A 25,849-nucleotide genomic window follows, 5' to 3' on the forward strand; every position below is an offset into this window, starting at 1 on the left:
TAACTATGCAATATGATACATAAAATGCACTCCGTGTTGCGGTAAAATCGCGTAAACGGCTCTTAGAGATCAAAATAAATCCAGATCACACCAACAGATCACACCAACACCTAGATCGTTAAAATACATTCACCAAGGCGCTCCACTAGAACTCACAAGATGAAAAGTAGAACTCACAGGATAAAAATAACTTAGAACCTTAGAACCGCAACACTCCAAATTTTTACTAGCTATGGAATATGCGTATGTTGTGCTACGGTAGGTAACAACGGTTATAATTCATTGCAAGTTAATAGCTAGCCAATGGCTGTTAGTAATTGGATCTACAGCCGCAGCCCTTTTGAGGTATTTACTGAACTGTCGTCTGTAAAAAAAAACAGACCACAAATAAAGTAAAAGAGCTGGGCTGCTTTTTGTGGCATCAAGATTTTGGCTTACTTTCATGCAACGAAATCATAACCAAGACCGTTGTGGCACATTATAATGAAATCCGTAAATGATAAGAAAATTTAGCAAAGAAAAAATTTCGATTCAAAATATTGGAAGGCAAAGATTTTGGATTGGCATATTTTCAGGCTTGTTTTCTGCCATTATAATTACGCTAACTTTTAATTACTTTCGAGAATTATTTCGCTTTTTCACAACTATATCGGCTGATTTACTAATTCTAGGAGAATCAGAATTACAATTTTACAATTACTTCTTTGCTACACTAGGAACAGTTTTAGGTCTTTCAATTACGGTCTCGATTTGGATGTCAAATAACAATCATAAAAGAAAAAGAGATCGAATTTATAAACTATACGCAGGAACGAATATTATTTTCCTGTTTTGGCTAATTTTAATGATGATTGCTCGATTTGGTTCAGTTATACCATTGGTTTTATATGCAATGCCTGGATATGATAATCAATTAAACCTATTTGAAGAATATTGGTTTTTATTTGTTCTAATTCCAATTGTAGTTTTTACTCAAAATTGGTTTATAGTTAGACGAATATATCATTCTGGAAAATGGATACTCTTTTCATTATTAATTTGTTTACTAACAGCCTTTTCTTTAAAAATCACAACGTCAGTTAATCAAGAAATACTTAATAATACTTATTTTAAAAAATTTGAAACGGATTATAATTATGTTGACCAACAATTAGCCAAAGCCAAAATTAAATACGGAATTGAATTTCAAGAAAAAACAATAAGTACTTTAAAAAAATGGCACACCGAAAGTTCACTCGACCAAGTAATGAGTTTGAAATTGACATTTTCTAAAGACAATAAAGTTTCTCTAGACACAATTATTCTTCAAAAAATTGTGATTAGAAACTTTAAAGAAGGTGGTTGGTATTATAGAAGTAATTCCATTGAAAATTGGCGTTACGCTTATCCAATAGATGTATATAGGCAACTTGAATATTATGATATTAACTCAAATGAATCAAAAGAACTTTTAGAAATAATAAGAGAACAAATTAACCTTGTTAATACACCCGAAATTGACTGGGAAGAATATGACAAACACACTAATACTGAAATAAGAAAAAGTTTGGGAGTGAAATATAACGTTCCTGAACCATTGATTGAACAGTTAGAAAAAGTGAGAGACAGTATAATGAAAAATAAAAAATATTCCCAAATTCAAACAAATTTACCTGAATTACAAGACACAGAAAAAGAATAATAACGTGCCACAACACCGTGTATAATTAATGGCTAGCCCTCGCCTACTCACAAAAATCCTAGCGGATTTTCTATTCGGTTTGTATTTACTAAATTAGGTGCTTCAACACGCCACTAATCATACACAAGACCGTTAGGTGCAATTTGCTCACTCATATGAAAATACCTAAAATAAAAGGAATAATCGACAGACGAATTTTAATCAATTACCAAATTGATAAAGAAGTCTTGGAGAATTATTTACCAAAACCTTTTAAACCAAAATTAGTAAACGGAAAAGGAATTGCGGGAATCTGTTTGATAAGATTAAAAGAAATCAGACCGAAAGGTTTACCGAAACAAATCGGAATTTCCTCGGAAAATGGAGCTCATAGAATTGCAGTCGAATGGACAGAAAACGGAAAGCAAAAAGAAGGAGTTTATATTCCAAGAAGAGATACTTCTTCTAAATTAAATTCTTTAGCTGGTGGAACTATATTTCCTGGAATTCACCATTTTGCAAATTTTAAAGTAGCCGAAAAAGACGGAAACTACGAAGTCGGTTTTATTAGTGATGACAAAACTTCACTATCAATAAAAGCAAAAGAAACAAATCATTGGAATACTAAAAGTGTATTTGAAAATTTAGAATGTGTTTCCGAATTCTTTGAAAATGGCTCTATTGGATATTCTCCAGACAAAAATGACTTTGATGGACTTGAATTAAAAGCATATAATTGGAAAGTTTCCCTTTTGGAAGTTGAGAATGTAAAATCAAGCTTTTTTGAGAATGAAAGTATTTTTCCAAAAGGATCTGTGAAATTTGATAATGCATTATTAATGAAAGATATTGAACACGAATGGGTTGGACTATCGAAAATAAAAAACTGCACCTAACACCGTATATAGCTCATAGCTAATCAGTTGCTTGATCGAAGTTATAGCATATTTGCTAGTCCGCTAAATTTTTTAATTTGGCTTATTGAGTAAAAAAGATAATAATAAAATTAAAAAATTTGCTAGTGCTTAACCGAAAAGTAATCGCTATTTTTCACGCTACGAGCCATATACACAACCGTTGTGTGTAAGTGAAAAAAAATAGAACTGAAATTTAAAACTAGAAATATGAAAACAAAATTGAATTTAAAAGAACTTTTTTCTACAATATTAATGACAGTAGTTTTTATGACTGTAACTTCTGAATTAAACGCTCAAGAAAAAAAAGCAGAATTAAAAGATTTCAAAATTCTCATTGAGAAAACTGAAAACGGAATAAAAATGAAGAGTACTGAAGGAAGTGCATGGATTGACTTATCGTTTAGCTTGAATAATTACCAAACTCAAATGGTAGATGAATATGGAATGACGGAGTTGGAAAACGTATCAGAAAACAAAGACAATAATCTTGCAGATTTTTTATTTACGATATCTAAAACGGAAAACGGAGTTGAACTTAAAGGTATTGAAGGAACAGCCTGGACTCAATTGCAATTCTCTCTTGCTAAGAATAAAAAGCACGTAATTAATCAATACGGAGTAACAAGTCTGAACTAAAAACACCTACACACAACAGCGCATATAGCAAATAGCGGTCAATCATTGTGAAGAGAGCCGCTACTTGCCATATACGCACACGTTGCCACCAATTTGAATGAACATCAGAAATCCAATATATTCATTTAGTTTAATAGTCTTTCTTTTCGGAATTTTCATATTCCTAATTATGGGATTTTGGGGAATTGGAGCTATACTTTGGTTGTTTGGAATTTATTCAATTTTACTATTAACAAGTTTTTTACTTAAAAAATTCAAAGTCAAATACCGACAAATTATTGAATGGACTTTAATATTTGTTTATGTTCTATCCCACACTTTGTACCATTTAAATTGGGACGTTGGAAGTGAAATTTATTTCACAAATGAAAATGAACCTTTTGTTGGAAAAAATCAGAGTTTTATAATAGTTTTCGGAATAGAAAACCAACCAAAACTAGAAAGTAATTATTTTACAAATAATAAAATCCTCATTCCCGAAAATGGAATTTTATTAACTTCTTCAAAAAAGGAAATATTTAAACATAGATATAGATTTCCTGTAGTTGGTAGTGGAGAAAAGTTTTCAGCCACTTACTTTGAGCAATATAATTGTTACGGAGAAAAAAATTACAAATTTAATTACGTTGTTGGAACAATAAGCGACTTGGGTGAAGTTGATTATAGATACAGAGATTCAATTGGAGATTTAATTTGTGAAAAACTCAAAAATGAAGATTTTAAAAACAATCTAAAAGTAGGTTATGAAAACGGAAATTATCTTGACCAAAAAGAGGTTTTAATAAATTATCAGAATTTGACTAAACTTCCAAACGGACTTTTAGAATTGAGAAATCTTGAGTATTTAAATGTGCATTCTAATAAACTGAAAGTATTCCCTAAAAGTATTTTAGAGTTTCCAAAACTTAAAAGACTGACAATTGGATATAATGAAATTAAAACAATTCCTGAATGGATTGGCGGAATTAAAAATTTAGAAAGTCTTGCAGTAAATGGAAATGATTTGACTTCAATTCCTGATACGTTATTGACTTTACCGAAACTGAATTATTTGCTAATAAGAGAAAATGATTTTGACGAATCGGAAATAAAAGAAACAATTGAAAAATTTGAACAAAAAGGAGTGACAGTCCAATATGAATAAAAAAACTGGTGGCAACACCGTATATAATTTATTGCTAGTTTTAGCTTACTTACGAAAATCTTTGCGGATTTTCTATTCGGTTTTTATTTGCTAAATTAGGTGCTTAAACCTCGCAACAAATCATATACAATCACGTTGTAAGCAATTTAAGAAAACCGAAAACTCAATGAATAAAATCCTATTATTGATACTGATTTTGTTTCTAAACCAAAGTTGTAAAGACAATAAAACTGAATTGCCAAATTCTATTAAAATCATTACGAAATTTAAAGTTTTAGATGAAAAAATTAGTCCGAATAATATGAACTGTTCTGAAAAGAGTGTTCCGTTTTTAAAAATGAAAGAAAATGATTGCTCATTCTCAATTGGAATTTATGAATTTGATATTGAAAAAAAATATCTGATAGACGAAAATGGAAATCTAAAAGAATTTTGGAAATATCTTTCAGAAGGTCCACTAACATATTCTTTAAGCCAACTAAATTCAGATAAGAAATATAAAAAATACGAGAATTTAGAAAAATTCAATGTTCGAGTCTCAAAAAGTGGAACTGAAATAATAGATACCAATGACACTTTGAGAATTGAACAAATCTTTAAATCTGAAAAATTAATATTAATGAAAAAATCGGAGAATATTGGAAGAAGAATATTGTACGAATATGAATAAAAAACTGCTTACAACACCGTATATAACTCATAGCTAATTAGTTGTTTAATCGAAGTTATGGCATATTTGCAAGTCCACCAAATTTTTTAATTTGGCTTATTGAGAAAAAAGATAATAATAAAATTAAAAAATTGGCTCGTGCTGAACCGAAAAGTAATCGCTATTTTGTACGCTACGAGCCATATACATCACAGTTGGCAGTAATTTGAGAAAACCACGAACCTTAATGAATAAGAACAAAAAAATAGCACTTTTCATAATAATTCTAATCGGAATTTTTGTGCCTTTTATTGATTCCATTCTGATTTTTGAAATGTTCTTTCTTCTAATTCCTTTTGCAATAATTTTCGTTTTGACTTTGATTTATTTAATTGTGAGTCTGATAAATAAAAAATTGAATCCACGAAAAGCTTTATTTGTCTTTTCAATACTTCCGATTTTCGTAATATCACAGCTAACTTCTGATTTTGTATTTGACAGAATCCAGAGATTTAGAATTAAAAGAGCGATTGTAGAAATTGAAAAATCAAAAAATAACAATGGGGAATTTCCAAAGAACATTGATTTAAAAATGGGTGTCGAATATACAGCAGGAGAAAATGGTTATGCGTTCAAATATTCAAGAGGATTTTTAGAAACTGTAAGATATAATTCAACTGATAAAGAATTTGTAGTTTATGGATGGAATGATTAAAAAAACTACTACCAATGTATTCGTGTATAATTACTAAATGAAAGAAAGTAAAACTTTAAAATGGATTTTTATTTCGGTTGGCGGAATTTTAATATGCCTGATTAGTTTTACGCTAATTTACGATTTATTAATTCCTGACATTTGTTACTATCACACTAACGAAATGAATCCAATTATGAATCTTTTTTATAGTGCTGGAGGTGCTGACAATGGACATCCAAGTCCGAATTTATTGAACTTGATAGCATCATTAATTATTGGCGGAATTTTAGGGTTTGGAATTTATAAATATTTAACGAATAAAAACAAACGAAAAATAAAAACTACTGCCAACACCGTATAAAATTAATTGCTAGTTCTAGCCTACTTACGAAAGTCCTCGCGGACTTTCTATATGTGATTTATTTACTAACTTTAGTGCTTAAACCACGCAACTAATCTTATACAAACACGTTACCTACAATAGCACAAAAACCCCAAGCTACGGCCAACGCTACCATAATGCTCGGTATATAATTCTGAAGTGAATAGTAAAGCCTCCCTCCGATCCATTACTGAGATAATATATAAAATGCACTCCGTGTTGCGGTAAAATCCCGTGAACGGCTCTTAGAGATCAAAATAAACCCGGATCATACAAACACCTAGATCGTTAAAATACATTCGCCAGGGCTTTCTATTAGAACTCAGAGAATGAAAATATATCAGACCCTTAGAACCGCAACACTCCAAATATTTACTAGCTATGGAATATGCGTATGTGGTGCTACAGTAGGTAACAACGGTTATAATTCATTGCAAGTTAAGAGCTTGCCAATGGCTGTTAGTGATTGGATCTACAGCCGCAGCCCTTTTGAACGTTTAATAAAAACTGTCGTCTGTAAAAAAAACAGACCACAAATAAAGTAAAAGAGCTGGGCTGCTTTTTGTGGCATCAGGTTTTTGGCTTACTTTCATGCAACGAAATCATAACCGAGACCGTTGTCATTAATTATAAAACAAGTACAAAAAGACATGAAATATATCATTACAACCATTCTCCTTTTGTTTATCAACTATACGAATGGACAAGACATTTTTAATAGTATTAAGTCTGGTAACCAAGATGAGTTGCTAACTCTATTAAAAAATGGAGAAGGGACTAAACAGTTTAATGAAAACGGATTAACACCTTTATGGATGGCGGTTTTTAAAAATGATACTACCTCTGTAAGAATCTTAATTGAAAATGGAGCCGATGTTAATGGACTGACTAAAAAAGGTCTGACCCCGATAATTGTAGGTTCTATGGCTAATGCAACGGAGAGTGTCGGAATATTAATAAAAAACGGTGCGGATGTAAACTGGAAATCAGCAGAAGTAGGTAACCAACAACCGATTCGATTTGCTTCTAAAAAGGGCACTATTGAGTTTATAAAAATGTTACTTGAAGCTGGCGCAGATATGGAATCTACCGCAAATGATGGAGGAACTCCTTTACTCGCAGCGGTTTACAGCAATAATTATAGTCTTGCTAAATTCTATTTCGAGAAGGGTGCAAAAGTTGATATTCTAGCTAGAGACGGAGAATGCATAATTCATGAAGCAATCAAAACAAAAAACCCTAAAATGGTGGAGCTCGCACTTCAATATGATTGTCCGTTAGACTTCAAAGATGGTAAAGGGTTAAGCACAAAAGAAATTGCAAACGCTACTGGAGACAAAAAAATTAAGAATCTGATTAAGACCGCGCTAAAATAACTAATGACAACAAAACCTATAAACAATACGGGCTTCGGGCTTAAACGAATAGTCTGTGTATATTTATGAAGTCCGCAAAATCTTTTGGATTTTGCTTTAAACAAGGAAAAGAAAAAACAAAACAAAAAGATTTTGCTATGTGCGTGGCGGAAAGCAAATGCTAGTTTGCCCCCGTACTGTTCATAGCTAAACCGTTACCTACAATAGCACAAAAACCCCAAGCTACGGCCAACGCTACCATAATACTCGGTATATAATTCCGAAGTAAATAGTAAAGCCTCTCTCCGATCCATTACTGAGATTATATATACAATGCACTCCGTGTTGCGTTAAACAGCGCGTGAATGGCTCTTAGAGATCAAAATAAATCCAGATCATACCAACACCTAGATCGTTAAAATACATTCCCCAAGGCGCTCCATTAGAACTCACAAGATGAAAAGTAGAACTCACAGAATGAAAATATATCATAACCTTAGAACCGCAACACTCCAAATATTTACTAGCTATGGAGTATGCGTATGTGGTGCTACGGTAGGTAACAACGGTTATAATTCATTGCAAGTTAAGAGCTTGCCAATGGCTGTTAGTGATTGGATCTACAGCCGCAGCCCTTTTGAACGTTTAATGAAAACTGTCGTCTGTAAAAAAAACAGACCACAAATAAAGTAAAAGAGCTGGGCTGCTTTTTGTGGCATCAGGTTTTTGGCTTACTTTCATGCAACGAAATCATAACCGAGACCGTTAGGCACAATTAAAAAAAATACCATGAAAAAGTTCAATATTATATTACTGACTTCTACTTTAGTTCATTTATCCTTGTTTGCACAAACCCATACAAAGATTATTGACATGCATATTCACTCCTACACTGAAAGTGAATTTGAAGGAAAAGAACCAGACCAAGATTATTACGGTAATAAAGGTTCAAAAGATGCAGAATCACACCGTTTAGAAACATTTGCTGCATTTGAAAAATTTAATATCGTTAAGGCAATGGTAAGTGGTAATCCTGAAAGTGTTGAGAATTGGGTAACAAAAGATAGTAATCAACGTATCATAAGAGGTATTTTAATGTATACACCAGATGATTATGACATGGATTCTGTAAAATTTGAACAAATGGTGAAAGATAATAAAATTGAAGTTTTCGGAGAAACCGCGCCTTATTACGGTGGGACAACGTTAAGTGATTCTATTTGGCAGCCTTACTTACAAATTTGTGAAAAATATGATATTCCTGTGGCTGTACACATGGGGGGAGGAGATCCTGGTGGAACATATTCTTGGTCACCAAAAGCAAGATTAAAATTAGGTGATCCATATACAATTGAAGATGTTTTGGTGAAATATCCTAAACTTCGAATTTATATGATGCATGCTGGTGGAGAAGATTGGCCAGAGCATGCTCTTAGGCTCATGGCCTATTATCCACAACTCTATACAGATCTTGCAGTAATGTTATGGGTAGAACCTAATACACAACGCTATATTAAAGAATTTATCAAAAACGCAAAAGAAGCTGGTTATCTAAATCGAGTAATGTTTGGCTCTGATCAAATGAAATTTCCATATGCTATTGAAAAATCAATTAATTTCCTAAAAAGTCTTGATTTCTTGACAGATAAAGAGAAAGAAGATATTTTTTATAATAATGCAGCAATATTTTTAAAATTGAAAGAATAACTGTGCCTAACACCGTATAAAAATAATTGCGGTTTAGTGCTATAAAAAAGGTAGTTGCGTGTTTGCTACATCTGATTTTCCTGCGGAAAATCCTCGCACGCAAACCCGCAACTATTCTTATACATAAACGTTGTGATCAATTAAGAAAAATAAAATAACTTTAACATGAGAAATATTATTACTGTCCTATTTTTATTAATTACAAGTTGCATAGCAGCTCAATCTAAACAGCAGTTTACTAACCTAGGTGACTTCACGACCGAGGATGGATATATCATTAAGGACTGCAAAGTTGGGTATAGAACTCTAGGAAAACTCAATGCTGAGAAGACCAATGCGGTATTATGGCCTACCCATTTTACAGGTACCAGCGAAGGTGCGATTGGATGGCCAAACATCATAATGGATACAACAGGATTATATGTGATTGTTGTGGATGCGCTTACCAATGGCATATCCTCATCTCCATCTAATACACCTGATTTTCCCGATATAACCATTCGGGATATGGTCAACTCCCAGTATAAATTAGTAACTGATCACTTGAATATTAACCATTTGTATGCTGTTGTAGGAATATCCATGGGAGGCATGCAAGCGTTTGAATGGTTAGTTGCCTATCCTGATTTTATGGATAAGGCTATTCCTATAATTGGTAGTCCTAAACAGTCGTCATACGATCTTTTAGTTTGGCAAACTATGGCTGACATTATTACAACTGCACAAAAGAACAAACAAGATTTGGACGTTGCTTTAAAACTGGCTGAAAACATCGAATTTATCAATCTATACACGCCCACTTATGTTGTTAATAAATACCCAGCTGACAGTGTAGATGCTTACATAGGTGAAGGATTTACAATGAAACCCTTAAATGTTCTAGGTGGGTTGAACGCAATGATTTCACTTGACATCTATAAAAGTGCAAGTAGTGATATTGAAAATATTTCGGATGTAATTAAAGCTGATTTACTGGTTATTGTTTCGAAACAAGACCATCTAGTAAATCCGATTTCATCTACCATCTTAGCTGAAAAGTTAGGCGCTAAATTAGTGACTTTGACAGGTGACTGTGGTCATTCAGCAGTTTTTTGTGAAGCTGAAAAAGTAAAGAAAGCTGTTACAGAATTCTTAAAAAAAACTGATCACAACAATGGCTAGCTGTCAATAGCTAGCAGTGGGCTAAACGCTCAAAACCCAACGCGCCGCCAGCTACTGCAGCTAGCCTAGACGTTGTGCACAATACGAAAAAAACCCGCTAATGGAATTAAAAAACCACCGAATAATTATTGCAAGCGATGTTCAGCGTGACGGAATTGGAATAGAAATATATGAAAATGATAAACTGATTATCGAAATATTCAGGAGCGACAGCGAACGGGAGAGAACGATAAGAACCTTCAAACAAAATATACCAATTAATTTTATGGAAGAATATATCGCTATTTTTAAAAAAGAAATACCTTGGGAATTTATCGATGATTAAAGAACCAATTCAGATAGGACGTTGGAAAATAACCAACGACGGAATAAGTACGTCAAAAGAAAATAATGCCCCAGTAGAATTCGAAATATCTAAAATCTAGGATTATGAGAAAAAGGGAGAGCATTACGTATTTGAATTACCTGTTTATCTCTGCTCAATAGCGTATATCTCTAATGTAGATTTACTTGATTTTAATAGTGCCTTTTTGGTTTGCCAAGAATTATTTAGTGAAACAAAACCAAAACAATTACCAAAAATTAGTTGGTCTGAAACTTTGCGTAGACAGTACAAAAGAATCAATGGAAGTTTGGATATAAATTCATTTGATGGCAGAAAACAATATGAGTTTGAAAAAGAATACTTTAACGAATTGAGTTTTGAAGACAAACTTGAGTTAATGAAAATAGATCCAAAAAAAGATTACTTAAAAGATAACGAAGTATTTGGAGACGAAATTAGCCGAAAGAACTGAAAAAGTACTGTGCACAACAACGTATATAGCTCATAGCTTATCAGTTGGTTAATTAAAAGTTTAAGCATATTTGCAAGTCCGCCAAATTTTTTAATTTGGCTTATTGAAAAAATAAAGTAATAATAAAATTAAAAAATTGGCTTGTGCTTAACCGAAAAGTTATCGCTATTTTGCACGCTACGAGCCATATACATCACCGTTGGCAAACGTTAATACAAAGAACTTAGAAAATGAAAAAAATAATCTTTTTGACTTTATTAATCTCAATTTTAATTAGTTGTAACAAGGATGATGACCAAATTATAGTTGATCCAGAATTAACTGTAACAGATGCAGATGGTAATGTATATCAAACCATTACAGTTGGGGGTCAAATTTGGATGCTGGAAAATCTAAAAACAACAAAATACAATGATGGCACACCTATAACACAATACAACATCAATATTCATGGCAATAATTGGGGTGCACTTGGCAGTATGTTTAATAGTGAGGGATTTTATCAATGGGCAGATACGTGGGATTTAAACAACCAATTTGATGAAGATTTGCCATTTGACTATTATGGGGCAATGTATAATCATTTTGCTATTGAATCTGGCAAAATAGCACCAGTAGGTTGGAGAATGCCAACAAGTCAAGATTTCATAGAATTGGAAAATTATCTTACTAATAACGGTCAATCAGGTACAGAAGGAGAAGCCCTTAAAACTGAGGCAGGATGGCTTGATCCTGCTGGAAATGGAACTGACGCAATTGGATTTAAAGGGTTGCCAAATGGTTACATCAATGCTCTTGGTGGACCAACATTAGGCGGTGGAATATGTACTTGGGCAACTAGTGATGTGAGTGTACAAAATGGCACAAGAACTGTGATTAATTTATTTGATACAACGACAATAATTTATGAGAATAATGCAATTCAAATTGGAGCAGGTATAAGATGTATAAAAGAATAACATTTGCTAACAATGTATATAAAAGACAGGTAAAATAGTCCTAAATTACAAAGTATTGGCTCGAATCAAACTTTGTGCTTAACTGAAATTTTCGTGCTTCTTAATCGCCAACTTCTTTTAGCTGCGAAACGTTGGCAAACATATACGAAATGATGAAAATCAGATATACAAAAGAGAGATTAAGAAGTAATTCAAGGATGGGAATCTTCTTTTTAGCAATCGGAATTATTCTCGTTTTGCTCTCTTTTATCACCTCAGAATGGAAAGAAATTTCACTCGCATCTATTGGAATTGGACAAATTGGAGCTGGAATTTTCATGTTTATAATTTATTACTTTGAAAACAGAAAACAATATCTGACTCTAAAAAACGGAGAATTAATAAAAAACAGTCTATTTCCAAAAAAAATAAAACTAGCCGAAATAAAGTCTATAAGGGAATTTGCTGGAGACTTAAAACTGATTACACAAAAAACTGAGTTCATAATTAACACTCAAATCATTGAACCGAATTCTCTAATGGAATTGAAAACTGAATTGAAAAATTATAATCTGAAATAAAAATACGATTTACCAACAACGTATATAATTTAATGCTGGCTTCCTGACTACTTACGAAAATCCTCGTGGATTTTCTATCTGTGTTTTATTTGCTAAATTAGTTACTTGAACCTCGCAACTAACCATACACAACCGTTAGTAGCAAGCATAACTAAATCTGAACAATGATTTAAACATCTTAAAATTAACATTAAACAATTAAATTATGAAAGTATATCTGAGTTTGTTTTTTGCACTCACATTGACTTTTATCTTGTTTGAGAAAAATGATGATTCCAATAAAAATAAGTTATCTATCTTGACTTCATTAAAGGATAAAAATATATTATCTTATAACGAGAGTCTTAATAAATGGACGGAGTTAAAAATAGTCAATGGAAATTCATATATATATAAAACAACTTTTCTATCATGGGCTGGTTTTGGAAGCACAACTAAATTAAAAATTATAGACGGTAAGGTAAAAGCAAGGGTTTATAAGGAGTTTAGAGCTGATGAGCAAACAGGTGAGCGAATCATAACAGATTCTTATGATGAGAATGAGTATGTATTAGGTAGTCATGAGAAAGGAGCATCACCATTGACAATAGATAAACTATATAGTTCTTGTGCAAGTGATTATTTAGTGGTTGATAAAGAAAAAAACACATTATACTTTGAAACTGAAATTAATGGAATAATGACGCTATGTGGATTTGTCCCAAATGGATGTGCTGATGATTGTTATCAAGGTATTTCTATAGACTCATTTGAATGGGTTAATTAATATATTTATCAAATAGAATAAAGCCAGCCGCCAACACCGTGTATAATTAATTGCTTGGTCACTGCCGACTTACGAACATTCCTGTGGAATATTCTATCTTTGATTTATTTGCTAAATTAGTTGCTTATCCACGCAACTAACCATACACAATCACGTTAGCTACCATTAAAACCAAATCGTGTTAGTCAAGCAGGGATTTGTGTTAATGAAACTGAATTGATGTTTCTAGCTTTGTAAAAAGCAAATATATGAGCGAGCAGGTAATTCATTCTAAATCAATCAATGATCTTCTATCAGGAATGGGATTGGAAAAGCCAACTCACCCGTTAATCACAATCATTGACACAAAAAGACTGTCCTACGGTGAAGATACGGTTGGAATGCGCTTCTCTTCAGATCTGTATTGCATTGCCTTAAAAGACTCAAGTTGTGGTATTGATTATGGACGAAACCACTATGATTTTGATGAGGGCGTATTGATGTTTACAGCTCCTGAACAAATAATAACCGTTAACAAGCCACAGAAACTAAATCAAGTAAAAGGTTGGATGCTCTATTTTCATCCTGATTTGATTAGAAAAACGGCTCTTGGTGAAAAAATGGATTCCTATAACTTTTTCAATTATGAAGTTTATGAAGCCCTGCACCTTTCTCAACAAGAGCAAAATACACTTACCCAAATTGTAGAACTCATTAAGAGTGAAATAAAAGAACGAATTGACAATCACAGTCAACAAGTTTTAGTTTCCAATATTGAATTGTTACTGAACTATAGTGTTCGTTTCTATGAGAGACAATTCAACACACGTTCTGCCAGTAATCTTGATATTGTATCCAAGGTTGAAGTCCTGCTAAAAGATTATTACAAGAACAATGAGTTAATTGATAAAGGCCCACCTACCATTCATTATCTAGCTGATAAATGTAATCTCTCCCCTAGTTATTTAAGTGATTTACTCGCCAAAGAAACAGGACGTTCTGCTAAAGACCACATTAATGACTTTTTAGTCGAAAAAGCTAAAAACCTGTTACTAAGCTCGACAGATTCAATTAGTGGCATTGCCTACACGCTTGGTTTCAATTACCCTCATTATTTCGGGAGGCTGTTCAAACAAAAAACGGGTAAAACACCACAAGAATACAGGCAGTTAAACTAAAACAAAAAAGGAAGAAAAACAGCTTCCTTTTTTGTTTCTGCGATTTGTGTTTAACCTTCCTCTTTTAGTGTTAAAAGAACACTCATAACTGTAGGATATTTGTTTCATCAAAACATTAAAATTAAAAAAGATGAAACATAAAATTTTAGTTACAGGGGCAAGTGGAGCTTTTGGCAGTTTAACTTGTATTCAATTAGCAGAAAATGGGCATCAAGTTGTAGGAACAATGCGTTCTATACAAGGGAAGAATGCAGAAATCGCCAATGAACTAAAATCAAAAGGAGTTCAATTGGTGGAAATGGATGTTACCAATGAAGAAAGTGTTAATGAAGGAGTAAAATCAGCCATTGATAGAATGGAAGGGATTGATACTGTTTTCAATAACGCTGGAATTGGAGCAAATGGGATTCTTGAATCTTTTACCGCAGAGGATATTCAAAAAGTATTTGACGTAAACGTTTTTGGCGTACAACGACTTTTGAGAGCTGTTTTACCACATTTTAGACAACAAGGTAAGGGCACAATAATTCACACATCAAGTTGTATAGGTAGAGTTACAACACCATTTTTAGCCGCTTATTCAGCCTCAAAATATGCATTAGAGTCTTTAGCAGAAGGATACAGAGCTGAGCTTTCAGGATTTGGTATTGAATCTTGTATTGTGGAGCCAGGCGGAATGCCAACTGCATTTATGGGAGCTATGTTAAAGCCAAGCGATGACAGCAGAAATGAGGGGTATGGTGAAATGGTATATGCACCAGATGCTTCTTTGAATGGTTATATTGGTTATTTGGAATCCATTCCAAACCAAAGACCGCAAGCGATTGCTGATGCAGTAGCAACATTAGTGGAAACTCCTTTTGGCGAAAAACCATTTAGAACCGTTGTCGATTTTTCAGGTTTGAAAGAACCGATTGAGAATTACAACAATGTATTAGAACAAACTACCAAAGGGATTTATGGTGCCAATGGAGTAGATAATTTATTAAGCCTCAATAAATAAGAAGATGAATAAAACGATATTGATTACAGGAACAAGTAGTGGAATAGGAAAAGCTACAGCCATATATTTTCAACAGAAAGGTTGGAATGTTATTGCAACTATGCGATCTCCTGAAAAGGATACGGAACTAAAAGAATTGGAAAACGTCCTCTTGGAAAAATTAGATGTTTTGGATTTAGAATCAATCAACCAAGCGATTCAAAACGGGATTGAAAAATTTGGTAAAATTGATGCACTTGTCAACAATGCTGGATATGGAGCTTATGGCCCGTTGGAATCTTTTCCAAGAGAAAACATCATCAAGCAATTCAATACAAACGTCATAGGGTTAATGGACGTAACAAAAGCCATTATTCCACATTTTAGAGCAAATAAAGATGGTGTTATTGTCAATATATCTTCAATAGGTGGTCAAATGACTTTTGCTTTAGGTTCGCTCTATCACGGAACTAAATTTGCAGTTGAAGGGATTTCCGAATCATTGCATTATGAAATGAAAGAAATTGGTGTAAAAGTCAAGATAGTGGAACCGGGAATGATTGCCACAGATTTTGGAGGTCGTTCTTTTGATTTTCAAGCGGGAGAAATTGCCGATTATCAACCAATTATTGGAGCTTTAATGAAACAATGGCAAAACCCAGACAACAGCTCTTCAGCAGCGAGTTTAGTAGCAGATGTAATTTATACAGCTGTATCTGATGATAGTGAACAGCTAAGATATAGAGCAGGTGATGATGCAAACTTCTTGCTAGACAGTAGAAAAAAGATGACAGATAATGAGTTCTTTTCTATGATGAATAATCAAATGGGAAAATAAAACGATAGCTAACAATATGTATAAGCAATAGCGGTTTGAGAGCGATCTCAAACCGTTTTTGTATTTAATTAAGTATCTTGGTTTCCGAAAAGTTAGTGGATTCTTAATCCGCTACTGCTCATACATTAAACGTTAGCAGTAATGTAAATAAACTGAAAATTAATTAAAAAAAAGAAATTAAATGACTATTTTAAAACCAGCAAAACTTATAATAACTGCAATTCTATTACTTATTTTTAGTACTACCGTATTTGCTCAAAAATTGGAGCCAAAAGAAAGAATACTAGAGCCAGAGCACGTAATAGCTTCTAAGTTAACGGGAAAAGAGTATCAATTGTACATCTCTTTTCCTGACAGTTATTCAACGAAAGACACACTTTCTTACCCAGTTTTATATGTTTTGGATGGCAGATATTCCTTTTACTCAATCTTAGCAGCAAAAGAGGCTTCAGATCTATCAGGATCTTTAGAAGAAGTCATCATTGTCGGCATTGGATCTGGATTAGACATCCAAAGTTGGTTGAAAAATAGACTGTACGATTATACTCCAACCATTAATACTGCTAGAGAAAGAGCCTTAGAAAAACGTTGGGGTTTTGCAGCAGGCGAATTAAAATCTGGAGGGGCTACTAAATTTCTAAAAAGTCTTAAAACCGAAATCATCCCATTTATTGACAAACATTACAAAACAAATGCTGATAGAGGGATTTCGGGACACTCGCTGGGAGGATTATTTGCTGCCTATTGTTTGATAAATTCTGATGGGTATTTCACCCGATTTGGTATCAACAGTCCTGCATTTTATTGGGACAATGAAAAAGTATTGAACCAAGCAGTTTCTCAATTTACTCTGAATGAATCTTTTGATATGCCTGCAACGAAAGTATTTATTTCGGTTGGTGGAAATGATAAAAATGATGGAAATAATTATGTTTCTCAAATGAAAAAATTTCAAACATCTCTTAAAAATGCTGATTATGAAAATGTAGATTTTAACTGGCAAATATTTGAAGGGGAGTCACATGTATCCGTATATCCTGCAATGATAAGTAGAACCATTATGGCGCTGTATGGTAATAAATGATCAACTAAAACAAAAAAACTACAGCCAACAATGTATATAAAAAATAGGCAAAAAAACACTAGAGTCCAAGATTTTGGCTTATATCAAACTTTGTGTTTAACCGAAAGTTTCATGCTTCGGAATCGCCTACTTTTCATATACAAACACTTTGATAGTCATACGGTACGTTAAACGAACATATTCAAAATCCAATATTAAAATGAAAATCAAAAAATCATCTCACTACTACCTTATATGTGCCCTAGGAATGCTGATTGCAATTTCTTTTTTAGCGTCATGTATAACTGATAAAACTGATGAAGAAACTATAACACTGAATTTGGGGGAGATCGATTTTAATCCAAAACCTGATACATGCTGGGCGCGTAAGACATTGACAGGTAAGTGCTATAAGTTTACTTCATCTTCTGCTCAAGTATTCGAAACTAAAACTGGAGTTTTAAGAATAAATGAGCCTGAAGGTGAGACAATTGGAACTATTGTAACGTACTCTGGTGGACTGGGCACTTACTATAAAAAAGCTTTTAATGAAGAATCATTAAAAAAAGGATACCGTGTAATTCAAATAAAATGGAACGAAGGATGGTTCAAAGCTAGCAAAGAGGAGCAAGAAGGATTTCGTAAGTTAGCTGTTCATCCTGCTTCTATTACACAGTATATTTATGATAATTTAGTAGAAAAAGATAAGCCATTTATTCTTTATGGTTATTCGGGAGGTGCTGCACAAATAGCTTATATGCTTAGTTTTTATGGAATCGATAATATCACAGACAAGGCCATTATTTTTGCTGGTTTTTGGATGGGAAGGTTAGATATTGGATGTTTTGATACCGACCCTTTAAATAGTCAACTTAATTACTCTGAGAAAGCCAGAACAGCAATAGATCAAAGTTTAGGTTTTAATAAAAATGAAAAAGGACCTTGTGCACTGCGCGACAGTACCTTTACAGATATTTATAAAAATTCCAGTATTTCCTATGGGGGGAATTACTACTATCCAAATACGGATGTTTATCTTGTATATGGAGGGAATGATCAGGTCGGGGCTTTAAATCAAGGGCTAACTTATTATGAACAACTGGCATCTGCCAGGTCACCATATGTCCACATGCAAATTGTTGAAGGGGCAGGACATAATATTTTACGAGATTCGTTGGGATTTGAAACACTTAGAAAAATATTATTTACTGAAGTAGATTTAAAAACGACAACCAACAATAAATAAACGGCAATAAAACGACCGTTTATTGAGGACGTTGCCAGTAATTTGAATGAACCACTTCAATCTCATAACAAGTTTAATTTTATTAGGATTAACAGTCCTTTGTTTTTGGCTTCCATATAAACACGGAAACAAACAAATTGGAATTATAACTGGAATTATTTTATCCCTAATAATTGCTTGGACAATTCTGGCTGAATTGGAATTTCTTGTGATTTTTATTTGGCCATTTATTTTTGTCTTTCAAATCATATTTCTGACTTATTGGACTTTTCGAATATTTAAACGACCGAAAACTGGAAAGTATGTATCATCATTTTTGACTTTAGGTTTTATCCTTTTATGTATGACACCTTGGATTAGTGACTGGACTTTTAGCAAAAATGACGCACGAAAATTATTAGCGGAACATAATATTGAATTAAAAGACAATTTTAAAATTCTGAAAAATGAAAGTGGCGGATTTATGGACTACGCACACACTCTAAAAATTCAAATTTCGGATTCCGACAAATCGAGGATTGCAAAGGAAATAAGAGAATCTAAAGGTTTTATCGAAACCGAAGATTTCCTTAACGACTATCCAAGTGCTAATCATTATACTTTTGAAAAACTGAATTTTGAAACTGAAAACTATTTAAATCGAGAATATTACGTAAAGGAACCTATGGAAGATGGAACAATACACTTTCATTTTCAACTTTCTAAAACAAAAAACGAATTACAATATATTGGAACTAACGAATAAAAAACTACTGGCAACACCGTATATAATTTATTGCTGGGTTCTTGCCTATTTGCGAAATTAGGTACTTCAACACGCCAATAATCACACACAAGAACGTTAGCCTTCATTCCCCACATCACGGAAAACCGAGATTAATTTCTACAGCTAACGTCAAATTTTTAGGTTTTTTTTAAAAAATTCAGCGCTTAAAAGTTGTCAAAAGCTTGAGAATAAAACATAAATCTTTTAAGTTAAAAAAATATTTTCATATATTTATTTAAGAATTAAAAAAAATGACACGAGATGTTATTAAGAGAAACAATGTAACTGTTCATGGCGAAGGCACACAGGTTATGTTGATGGCACATGGTTATGGTTGCGACCAAAATATGTGGAGATTTATTACACCGGCGTTTCGTAGCAAGTACAAAATTGTACTTTTTGACCATGTAGGCTCCGGCAAATCAGACATTTCGGCTTACGACTACAAAAAATACGCGTCTTTGCAAGGCTATGCAGATGATATTATAGAAATCTGCGAAAGTCTTAACCTTAAAAATGTCATTTTTATTGGACATTCAGTAGCTGCGATGATGGGGCTATTGGCAACTAACAAAGCACCACACTTATTTGATACTTTGATTATGGTAAGTCCATCACCATGTTATATTAATGATGAAACTTATTATGGTGGTTTTGACGAGGCAGATATTCATGAATTATTGGAATCTTTGGACAGCAATTATTTAGGTTGGTCGGGTGCCATTACTCCCGTAATTATGGGTAATGCTGATAAACCAGAGTTGAGCAAAGAATTAGAAAATAGTTTTTGTCAAAACAATCCTAAAATAGCAAAACATTTTGCAAATGTTACGTTTTTAGGAGATAATCGTCACGATTTGTCAAAATTGACAACAAGAACTCTTATTTTACAAAGTACCTCTGATGTAATTGCGCCTGAAGTTGTTGGAAAATACGTTAATGAACAGTTGCAAAATAGCACAATTGTTGTTATGGAGGCTACAGGACATTGCCCACACATGAGTGCACCAAAAGAAACAATAGAATTGGTGACTAAATTTTTAGCAAATATTTAGATGATGAAATCTAATTTATTTTGAAAATATCCGACTTTCCAAGAGCTTTTGGATAGTTATTATCAGTTACTAAAACGACACTATAATGACAGAAATAACAGGTTTCAATTTTACAGAAGATGATTTTACAGCAGCTGACTTAGTCAAATTTGAACTGATAAAATCAGAGGAGGAAGAAGATTTAAATAACTTAGCTGAGCTTTTTAATCACATTGTTGCTGCAAAAGCAGCAAAACTAAGTCAAGAAAAAGAAGAATTTTATAGCAAACAATTAGTATTAAAAGAATTAGAATCAGACATATTTTATAATCATTTTCCTTGTGGTTATTTTTCAACGGACAGTAATGGAATTATTAACAAAATCAATACTACTTTATTAGGTTGGCTTGGTTATGCAAAAGAAGACATTATTGGGAAAGTTACTTGGCAGAGTTTGTTGAGTGTGGGTGGTAAAATGTACTTTGAAACACATTATTCTCCTTTGTTACAGATGCAAGGTTTTGTTCAAGAAATCAGTTTTGAAATGGTTAAGAAAGATAAAACTCGTCTGCCTATCTTAATCAACACCAAACAAATAAGAGATGAAAATGGGAAAGTGCAGATAAATTATTCCACGGTTTTTGACGTAAGTCAACGCAAATCTTATGAAAAAGAGTTGCTCATAGCAAAAAGAACTGCCGAAGATCAAAATGAATTAATTGAATATACTTTTAGAAATGCTTCTACACCTATTTATTACGTTTTGGAAGATGCGAGCATCTATGATTTTAACGACATTGCCGCAGAAAAGTTGGGTTATACAAGCGAAGAACTGCATACGTTAAAAATTTATGATTTAGATAAAAATTATGACGAAAAAAAGTGGGCAAGTGAATGGGCTAAATTGAAAGCAAAGAAAAAAATAACCATAGAAACTCAACAAAAAAAGAAGGATGGTACCCTTATAGACGTAATTATTACGGCTAACTATGTAAAATATGGCGACTTACAATTGAACTGTAGCTATGTGCTAGACATTACAGAAAAGAAAAAACGTGCAGATGAATTAAAAATTGCAAATAAAGAACTTGCCTTTCAAAATGAAGAAAAGGAAAAACGCGCAGAAGATTTAAAGCTGATGGACTTTGCATTTAAAGAGTCATCTACGCCTATTATGTTGCATTTGCAAAACGGTGAATTTTATAGTTTTAACGATGCTTTACTCAATATATTGGGTTACACCAAAGAAGAATTTAGCAAAATGAATCTGCTAAATGTTGTAACCATGGACGAATTAGCTTGCATTTCACAATGGGATGAAATAAAAGAAAAGGGAACTGTAGTATTCGACTGTCATTTTGAGAGAAAGGATGGTGTTCTGTTGGATGTGGAAGTAAGCAGCAACCTGATTAAATACAATAAATACGAGGTGAACTTTTGTTATATAAATGACATCACCGAAAAAAAGAAAGCAGAAACTGAAATTTATTCTATGAATGAATTGTTGCAACGCCAAACTGATTGTTTGCTTTTGGCTACAAAAAGTGCACAATTAGGAATTTGGGATTGGGATTTAGAAAGTGATACGCTTGTGTGGGATGAAGGGATGTGTAAATTATATGGAATAGCCGCAAATAAATTTAAATTAATTAAAGAAGAATGGATAGCAAGATTGCATGAAGAAGATCGAACAGAAATAGATAATGAGATTCAGTTAGCAATTACAAACAAGAAAGAATACAATACCGAATTTAGGATTGTATGGAGTGATTCATCTATCCATTATATAAGAGCTACTGGAATTGTTGAAAGGGTAGATGGTAAGCCAAAACGCATGATTGGAGTTAATTGGGATGTAACTGCAGAAAAACAGAGTATACAGCATCTTAAATTGTTAGAATCTGTTATTGTCCATACAAAAGATAGTATTTTGATAACAGAGGCAGAACCAAATGATTTACCAGGACCAAGAATGATTTTTGTGAACCCAGCATTTGAAAAAATGACAGGTTATACCTCTGAAGAAGTAATTGGTCTAACGCCTAGATTATTGCAAAATGAAGATACCGATAGAAAAGAATTAGACAAATTACGAACTGCATTGAACAAATGGGAGCCATGTGAAATAACAGTTTCGAACTCGAGGAAAAATGGCGAGAAGTTTTGGAATAACTTTAGTGTAGCTCCAGTAGCAAATGAAAAAGGATGGTATACCCATTGGATTGCTATAGAAAGGGATGTGACAAAACAAATTGAAGCTACCATAGAGAAGGAAAGAATGATAAAGGAACTGCTCGAAAACAACCGAGAGCTGAAGCAGTTTAGCTATATAACTACCCATAACCTGAGGGCACCCTTAACTAACCTAGTTTTGATTTGTAAATTAATAAGCAGAGAGAAAATAGAAGATCCATCAATATTAAAACTGATAGAGGCCTTCAAAACATCTACCTATCAATTGAATGAAACATTAAATGACCTTATCAATGTACTCATCGTAAAAGAAAATACAGACCTTAAATTAGAGGAATTGTCTGTTGTAGAAATAATGAATAAGGTAAAAGAATCCATTTCCGAAACATTGAGAGATAGCAAGGCAATAATTGAGACTGATTTTTCTGATATGCCTACCGTACACTTTACAAAGGTTTATCTAGAAAGTATTTTTTTAAATCTAATTACGAATTCAATAAAATACCGCCATCCAGAAAGGAATCCCATTGTTAAGATAAAAACCACAAAAGATGCAATTGGCAGAACCAAACTTACTTTTTCAGACAATGGGATAGGGATGGATATGTCTCGCGTAAAACACAAGATATTTGGTTTTCACCAACGGTTCCATAACAATGCCGACAGTAAAGGGATAGGATTGTTCCTTATTAAATCTCAAATAAATGCTTTGGGAGGCCAAATAGAAGTGAATAGTGAAGTGAATATAGGCACCCATTTTACAATAACTTTTAAATAAACCATAAAATGATAAAAACAGTTTTAGTAATTGAAGATGATTTAATAACAATGTATTTGAATAAAATGGTATTAGAATCTTCAAGTTTCTGCGACAACATAGTAGAGGCAACCAATGGTGAGGAAGCATTATCATACTTTGAAAATATAGAAAAAGGAGATATCCCCATGGATAATTTGCCCGAAGTAATACTTTTAGATTTGAATATGCCAGTAATGGATGGATGGGAGTTCTTTGAAACTTATTTACAAAAGTTTCCCGAGTTTGCAAAGAAAACAAAAATTTTCATCCTTTCTTCAAGCACAAACCATGAAGACCAAGAAAGGGTACAAAAAGACCCAAACATTGCAGCCTTTTTATCGAAGCCACTAGACGAAGAGGTACATTTTAATATTATTAACTCCTCTTTCAATAAACAATAGAGAAAAGATTTTCTTAATATGTTAGGATTAATTACTCCGACCTAGCCAAAGCAACTAACCAGACAAGAACAAGTTGTGCTTCATTATGACAAACCACTAACCAATGATAAAATTCTTTAGAAAAATTAGACAAAACTTACTTATGGAAAACAAAACTGGAACGTACTTTAAATATGCTATTGGAGAAATTGTTCTTGTGGTTATTGGTATTTTGATTGCAATATCAATTAATAATTGGAATGAAACAAACAAAAATGAGCGAGAACAGATTGTTTTTTTAAATAATCTCAAAAACGATCTCAAAAACGATTTAATACAATTAGATCAAATATTAAAACTTCAAAAAGAAAAATTAAGCACAGTCAATGAATTAAAAGACCAATTGCTATCAATAAAAGATTTTGAGAAAATCGAACAACTTTTTGCCAAAATTAATACATCAGCTAATTACACCTATTTTCCTAACACTGGTTCATACACAACATCAGTGTCATCGGGTAAAATAGCTTCTCTAAATCCAAGTTCTTTAAGAATAGCAATTACAAATCTATACGAACGTTATTACTATAGATTAATTTACAATGGGGAATTATACGATAAAAAACTTAACGAGGTTTCATCGAGCCAAGGGAAATTTTTCAACACTTTAACATTAAAACTAAACAGCAAAGATGTAATTGAAGATAGTGATTTTGTGAATTTGATTACAATTGTGTTTTTGGAGAATTCAACTTATGTGAAGAAAGGTGATCGAACCAAAAGCGAAATTTTAAAGGTTCTGAAATTAGTAGAACAAAGACTTAATGATTAACGAAAGCACAACACCGTATAAAATTAATTGCTAGTTCTAGCTTACTTACGAAAGTCGCCGCGGACGTTCTACCTGTGTTTTATTCACTAACTTTAAGGCTTAAAACACTCAACAAACCAAACACAAACACGTTATCTAACATAATATCCAAATCCATGAAGCATAAACTTATTATAAGCATACTCATACTATTTACTGCTGTAGGTTGTGATAGTAATAAATCAAAGCAAGCTACAGTTGATAAATACTCAATTCCCGATTTTAAATTAATCAAAGATGTCGTATATGGCCACGAATTTGGTATGGCAATGACTTTTGATGTTTATACCCCATCAAAACCAAATGGTGCTGGTGTGATTTTAACAAATAGTGGTGGTTGGGAATCACCTTATGACACATTCAAAATACAGGATAACGGTACATATAGATTTGCAACAGATGAAGAAATGACCAAATCAGAAACGTATCATATTTTAAGTCCAAAAAAATTAGTGTTAAATGGATATACTGTTTTTGAAGTACGACATGGAAGTCGACGGAAATTTGAAATGTCTGAAATAGTATCACACGTTAGAAGAGCCGTTCGATTTATCAAGCATAATTCCTCAGATTATGGAGTTGATAAAACCCGTTTAGGATTATGGGGTGGTAGTGCCAGTGGTCATTTATCATTACTTATAGGTCTGTCTCCTGAAGTACCTTTGTTTGATGCCAAATTGGATTGGGAAAAGAATCATGCTGATGTGGCTGCAATTGCAGTTTTCGCAGCACCTAGCGATTTGGATAAAATGGTTTTAAATAATCCAAAAACATGGGGGAAATTCGATTTTTTGAAACTGTCTACAGAACAGTATCAAGAATTTTCACCAGTTAATTACGCCTCAAAAAACGATCCACCCACCTTAATAATGCATGGCAATACAGATGCACTAGTGCCATTTGTTCAAGGTGAATTAATGTATTCTAAACTTCAGGAAGAAGGAGTACTCTCTAATTTTATTGAATTCGAAAAAACAAATCATTCACCAACACTTAAGCAAGCATCAAAAGGAGTTGATGAGGCATTGGCTTGGTTTGATAGGCATTTAAGTAAATAATAACGTGAGATAACACCGTGTATAATTAATGGCTAGCCCTCGCTTTCTCAAAAAATCCTCGCGGATTTTCTA

General features: G+C 33.0%; 28 protein-coding genes. All 28 read left to right on the plus strand.

Annotated features, from left to right (window positions below):
* Positions 1-496: 496 nt before the first annotated feature.
* The 28 genes from CW736_RS11635 (at position 497) to CW736_RS11760 (ending at position 25,777) form a co-directional block, all read left to right on the plus strand.
* Positions 497-1,681: a hypothetical protein gene (locus CW736_RS11635; protein ID WP_101014233.1), complete on the plus strand. Its 1,185-nt coding sequence runs from the start codon at positions 497-499 to the stop codon at positions 1,679-1,681.
* Between the two features lie 155 nt (positions 1,682-1,836).
* Entirely contained in the window at positions 1,837-2,556 is a 720-nt protein-coding gene (locus CW736_RS11640; protein ID WP_101014235.1) for a DUF2071 domain-containing protein, read from the plus strand.
* Positions 2,557-2,784: 228 nt separating this feature from the next.
* Complete coding sequence (locus CW736_RS11645; RefSeq protein ID WP_101014237.1) at positions 2,785-3,213, plus strand: hypothetical protein; 429 nt, start codon at positions 2,785-2,787, stop codon at positions 3,211-3,213.
* A 169-nt stretch (positions 3,214-3,382) separates the two neighbouring features.
* Entirely contained in the window at positions 3,383-4,357 is a 975-nt protein-coding gene (locus tag CW736_RS11650) for a leucine-rich repeat domain-containing protein (protein WP_157810949.1), read from the plus strand.
* 166 nt (positions 4,358-4,523) lie between these two features.
* The gene (locus tag CW736_RS11655) at positions 4,524-5,027 is read left to right on the plus strand and encodes a hypothetical protein (RefSeq protein ID WP_101014241.1); all 504 of its coding nucleotides are present in this window, start codon (positions 4,524-4,526) and stop codon (positions 5,025-5,027) included.
* Positions 5,028-5,253: 226 nt separating this feature from the next.
* Positions 5,254-5,721: a hypothetical protein gene (locus CW736_RS11660; protein ID WP_101014243.1), complete on the plus strand. Its 468-nt coding sequence runs from the start codon at positions 5,254-5,256 to the stop codon at positions 5,719-5,721.
* A 37-nt stretch (positions 5,722-5,758) separates the two neighbouring features.
* The gene (locus CW736_RS11665) at positions 5,759-6,064 is read left to right on the plus strand and encodes a hypothetical protein (protein WP_101014245.1); all 306 of its coding nucleotides are present in this window, start codon (positions 5,759-5,761) and stop codon (positions 6,062-6,064) included.
* A gap of 350 nt (positions 6,065-6,414) precedes the next feature.
* Positions 6,415-6,630 carry a hypothetical protein gene (locus CW736_RS14140; RefSeq protein ID WP_157810950.1) on the plus strand — a complete coding sequence of 72 codons (216 nt, stop codon included), beginning with the start codon at positions 6,415-6,417 and terminating at the stop codon, positions 6,628-6,630.
* A gap of 105 nt (positions 6,631-6,735) precedes the next feature.
* Complete coding sequence (locus CW736_RS11670) at positions 6,736-7,461, plus strand: ankyrin repeat domain-containing protein (protein WP_101014247.1); 726 nt, start codon at positions 6,736-6,738, stop codon at positions 7,459-7,461.
* Between the two features lie 456 nt (positions 7,462-7,917).
* Positions 7,918-8,133 (plus strand): hypothetical protein, encoded by a 216-nt coding sequence (locus CW736_RS14145; RefSeq protein ID WP_157810951.1) that lies wholly within the window; start codon positions 7,918-7,920, stop codon positions 8,131-8,133.
* A 96-nt stretch (positions 8,134-8,229) separates the two neighbouring features.
* Positions 8,230-9,147 carry an amidohydrolase family protein gene (locus CW736_RS11675; RefSeq protein ID WP_101014126.1) on the plus strand — a complete coding sequence of 306 codons (918 nt, stop codon included), beginning with the start codon at positions 8,230-8,232 and terminating at the stop codon, positions 9,145-9,147.
* 165 nt (positions 9,148-9,312) lie between these two features.
* Entirely contained in the window at positions 9,313-10,308 is a 996-nt protein-coding gene (locus CW736_RS11680; RefSeq protein WP_101014249.1) for an alpha/beta hydrolase, read from the plus strand.
* 100 nt (positions 10,309-10,408) lie between these two features.
* Positions 10,409-10,633 carry a hypothetical protein gene (locus tag CW736_RS11685; protein ID WP_101014252.1) on the plus strand — a complete coding sequence of 75 codons (225 nt, stop codon included), beginning with the start codon at positions 10,409-10,411 and terminating at the stop codon, positions 10,631-10,633.
* Positions 10,634-10,838: 205 nt separating this feature from the next.
* A complete protein-coding gene (locus CW736_RS11690) occupies positions 10,839-11,105 on the plus strand; it encodes a hypothetical protein (protein WP_101014254.1) in 267 nt (88 codons plus the stop codon).
* 230 nt (positions 11,106-11,335) lie between these two features.
* Positions 11,336-12,064, plus strand: coding sequence for an FISUMP domain-containing protein (locus CW736_RS11695; RefSeq protein ID WP_101014256.1), 729 nt, complete (start codon positions 11,336-11,338; stop codon positions 12,062-12,064).
* Between the two features lie 149 nt (positions 12,065-12,213).
* Complete coding sequence (locus CW736_RS11700) at positions 12,214-12,624, plus strand: hypothetical protein (RefSeq protein ID WP_232735356.1); 411 nt, start codon at positions 12,214-12,216, stop codon at positions 12,622-12,624.
* Positions 12,625-12,829: 205 nt separating this feature from the next.
* Positions 12,830-13,390 (plus strand): hypothetical protein, encoded by a 561-nt coding sequence (locus CW736_RS11705; protein WP_101014260.1) that lies wholly within the window; start codon positions 12,830-12,832, stop codon positions 13,388-13,390.
* A gap of 248 nt (positions 13,391-13,638) precedes the next feature.
* Complete coding sequence (locus CW736_RS11710) at positions 13,639-14,547, plus strand: helix-turn-helix domain-containing protein (protein WP_101014262.1); 909 nt, start codon at positions 13,639-13,641, stop codon at positions 14,545-14,547.
* Between the two features lie 130 nt (positions 14,548-14,677).
* Positions 14,678-15,550: an SDR family oxidoreductase gene (locus tag CW736_RS11715; RefSeq protein ID WP_101014264.1), complete on the plus strand. Its 873-nt coding sequence runs from the start codon at positions 14,678-14,680 to the stop codon at positions 15,548-15,550.
* Between the two features lie 4 nt (positions 15,551-15,554).
* Positions 15,555-16,367, plus strand: a complete 813-nt coding sequence (locus tag CW736_RS11720; RefSeq protein WP_101014266.1) for an SDR family oxidoreductase — start codon at positions 15,555-15,557, stop codon at positions 16,365-16,367.
* 181 nt (positions 16,368-16,548) lie between these two features.
* Complete coding sequence (locus CW736_RS11725; RefSeq protein WP_101014268.1) at positions 16,549-17,451, plus strand: alpha/beta hydrolase; 903 nt, start codon at positions 16,549-16,551, stop codon at positions 17,449-17,451.
* Between the two features lie 199 nt (positions 17,452-17,650).
* A complete protein-coding gene (locus CW736_RS11730; RefSeq protein ID WP_101014271.1) occupies positions 17,651-18,676 on the plus strand; it encodes a hypothetical protein in 1,026 nt (341 codons plus the stop codon).
* 46 nt (positions 18,677-18,722) lie between these two features.
* Entirely contained in the window at positions 18,723-19,421 is a 699-nt protein-coding gene (locus CW736_RS11735; RefSeq protein ID WP_101014274.1) for a hypothetical protein, read from the plus strand.
* A gap of 272 nt (positions 19,422-19,693) precedes the next feature.
* Positions 19,694-20,497, plus strand: a complete 804-nt coding sequence (locus CW736_RS11740; RefSeq protein WP_101014276.1) for an alpha/beta fold hydrolase — start codon at positions 19,694-19,696, stop codon at positions 20,495-20,497.
* An 85-nt stretch (positions 20,498-20,582) separates the two neighbouring features.
* Positions 20,583-23,447 carry a PAS domain S-box protein gene (locus tag CW736_RS11745; RefSeq protein ID WP_101014278.1) on the plus strand — a complete coding sequence of 955 codons (2,865 nt, stop codon included), beginning with the start codon at positions 20,583-20,585 and terminating at the stop codon, positions 23,445-23,447.
* A gap of 8 nt (positions 23,448-23,455) precedes the next feature.
* Complete coding sequence (locus CW736_RS11750) at positions 23,456-23,869, plus strand: response regulator (RefSeq protein ID WP_101014280.1); 414 nt, start codon at positions 23,456-23,458, stop codon at positions 23,867-23,869.
* Positions 23,870-24,011: 142 nt separating this feature from the next.
* Complete coding sequence (locus tag CW736_RS11755) at positions 24,012-24,680, plus strand: DUF6090 family protein (RefSeq protein ID WP_198519322.1); 669 nt, start codon at positions 24,012-24,014, stop codon at positions 24,678-24,680.
* Positions 24,681-24,835: 155 nt separating this feature from the next.
* Positions 24,836-25,777, plus strand: a complete 942-nt coding sequence (locus tag CW736_RS11760) for a prolyl oligopeptidase family serine peptidase (protein ID WP_101014285.1) — start codon at positions 24,836-24,838, stop codon at positions 25,775-25,777.
* Positions 25,778-25,849 lie beyond the last annotated feature (72 nt).

The sequence above is a fragment of the Nonlabens sp. MB-3u-79 genome, from assembly GCF_002831625.1.
Classification (GTDB): domain Bacteria; phylum Bacteroidota; class Bacteroidia; order Flavobacteriales; family Flavobacteriaceae; genus Nonlabens.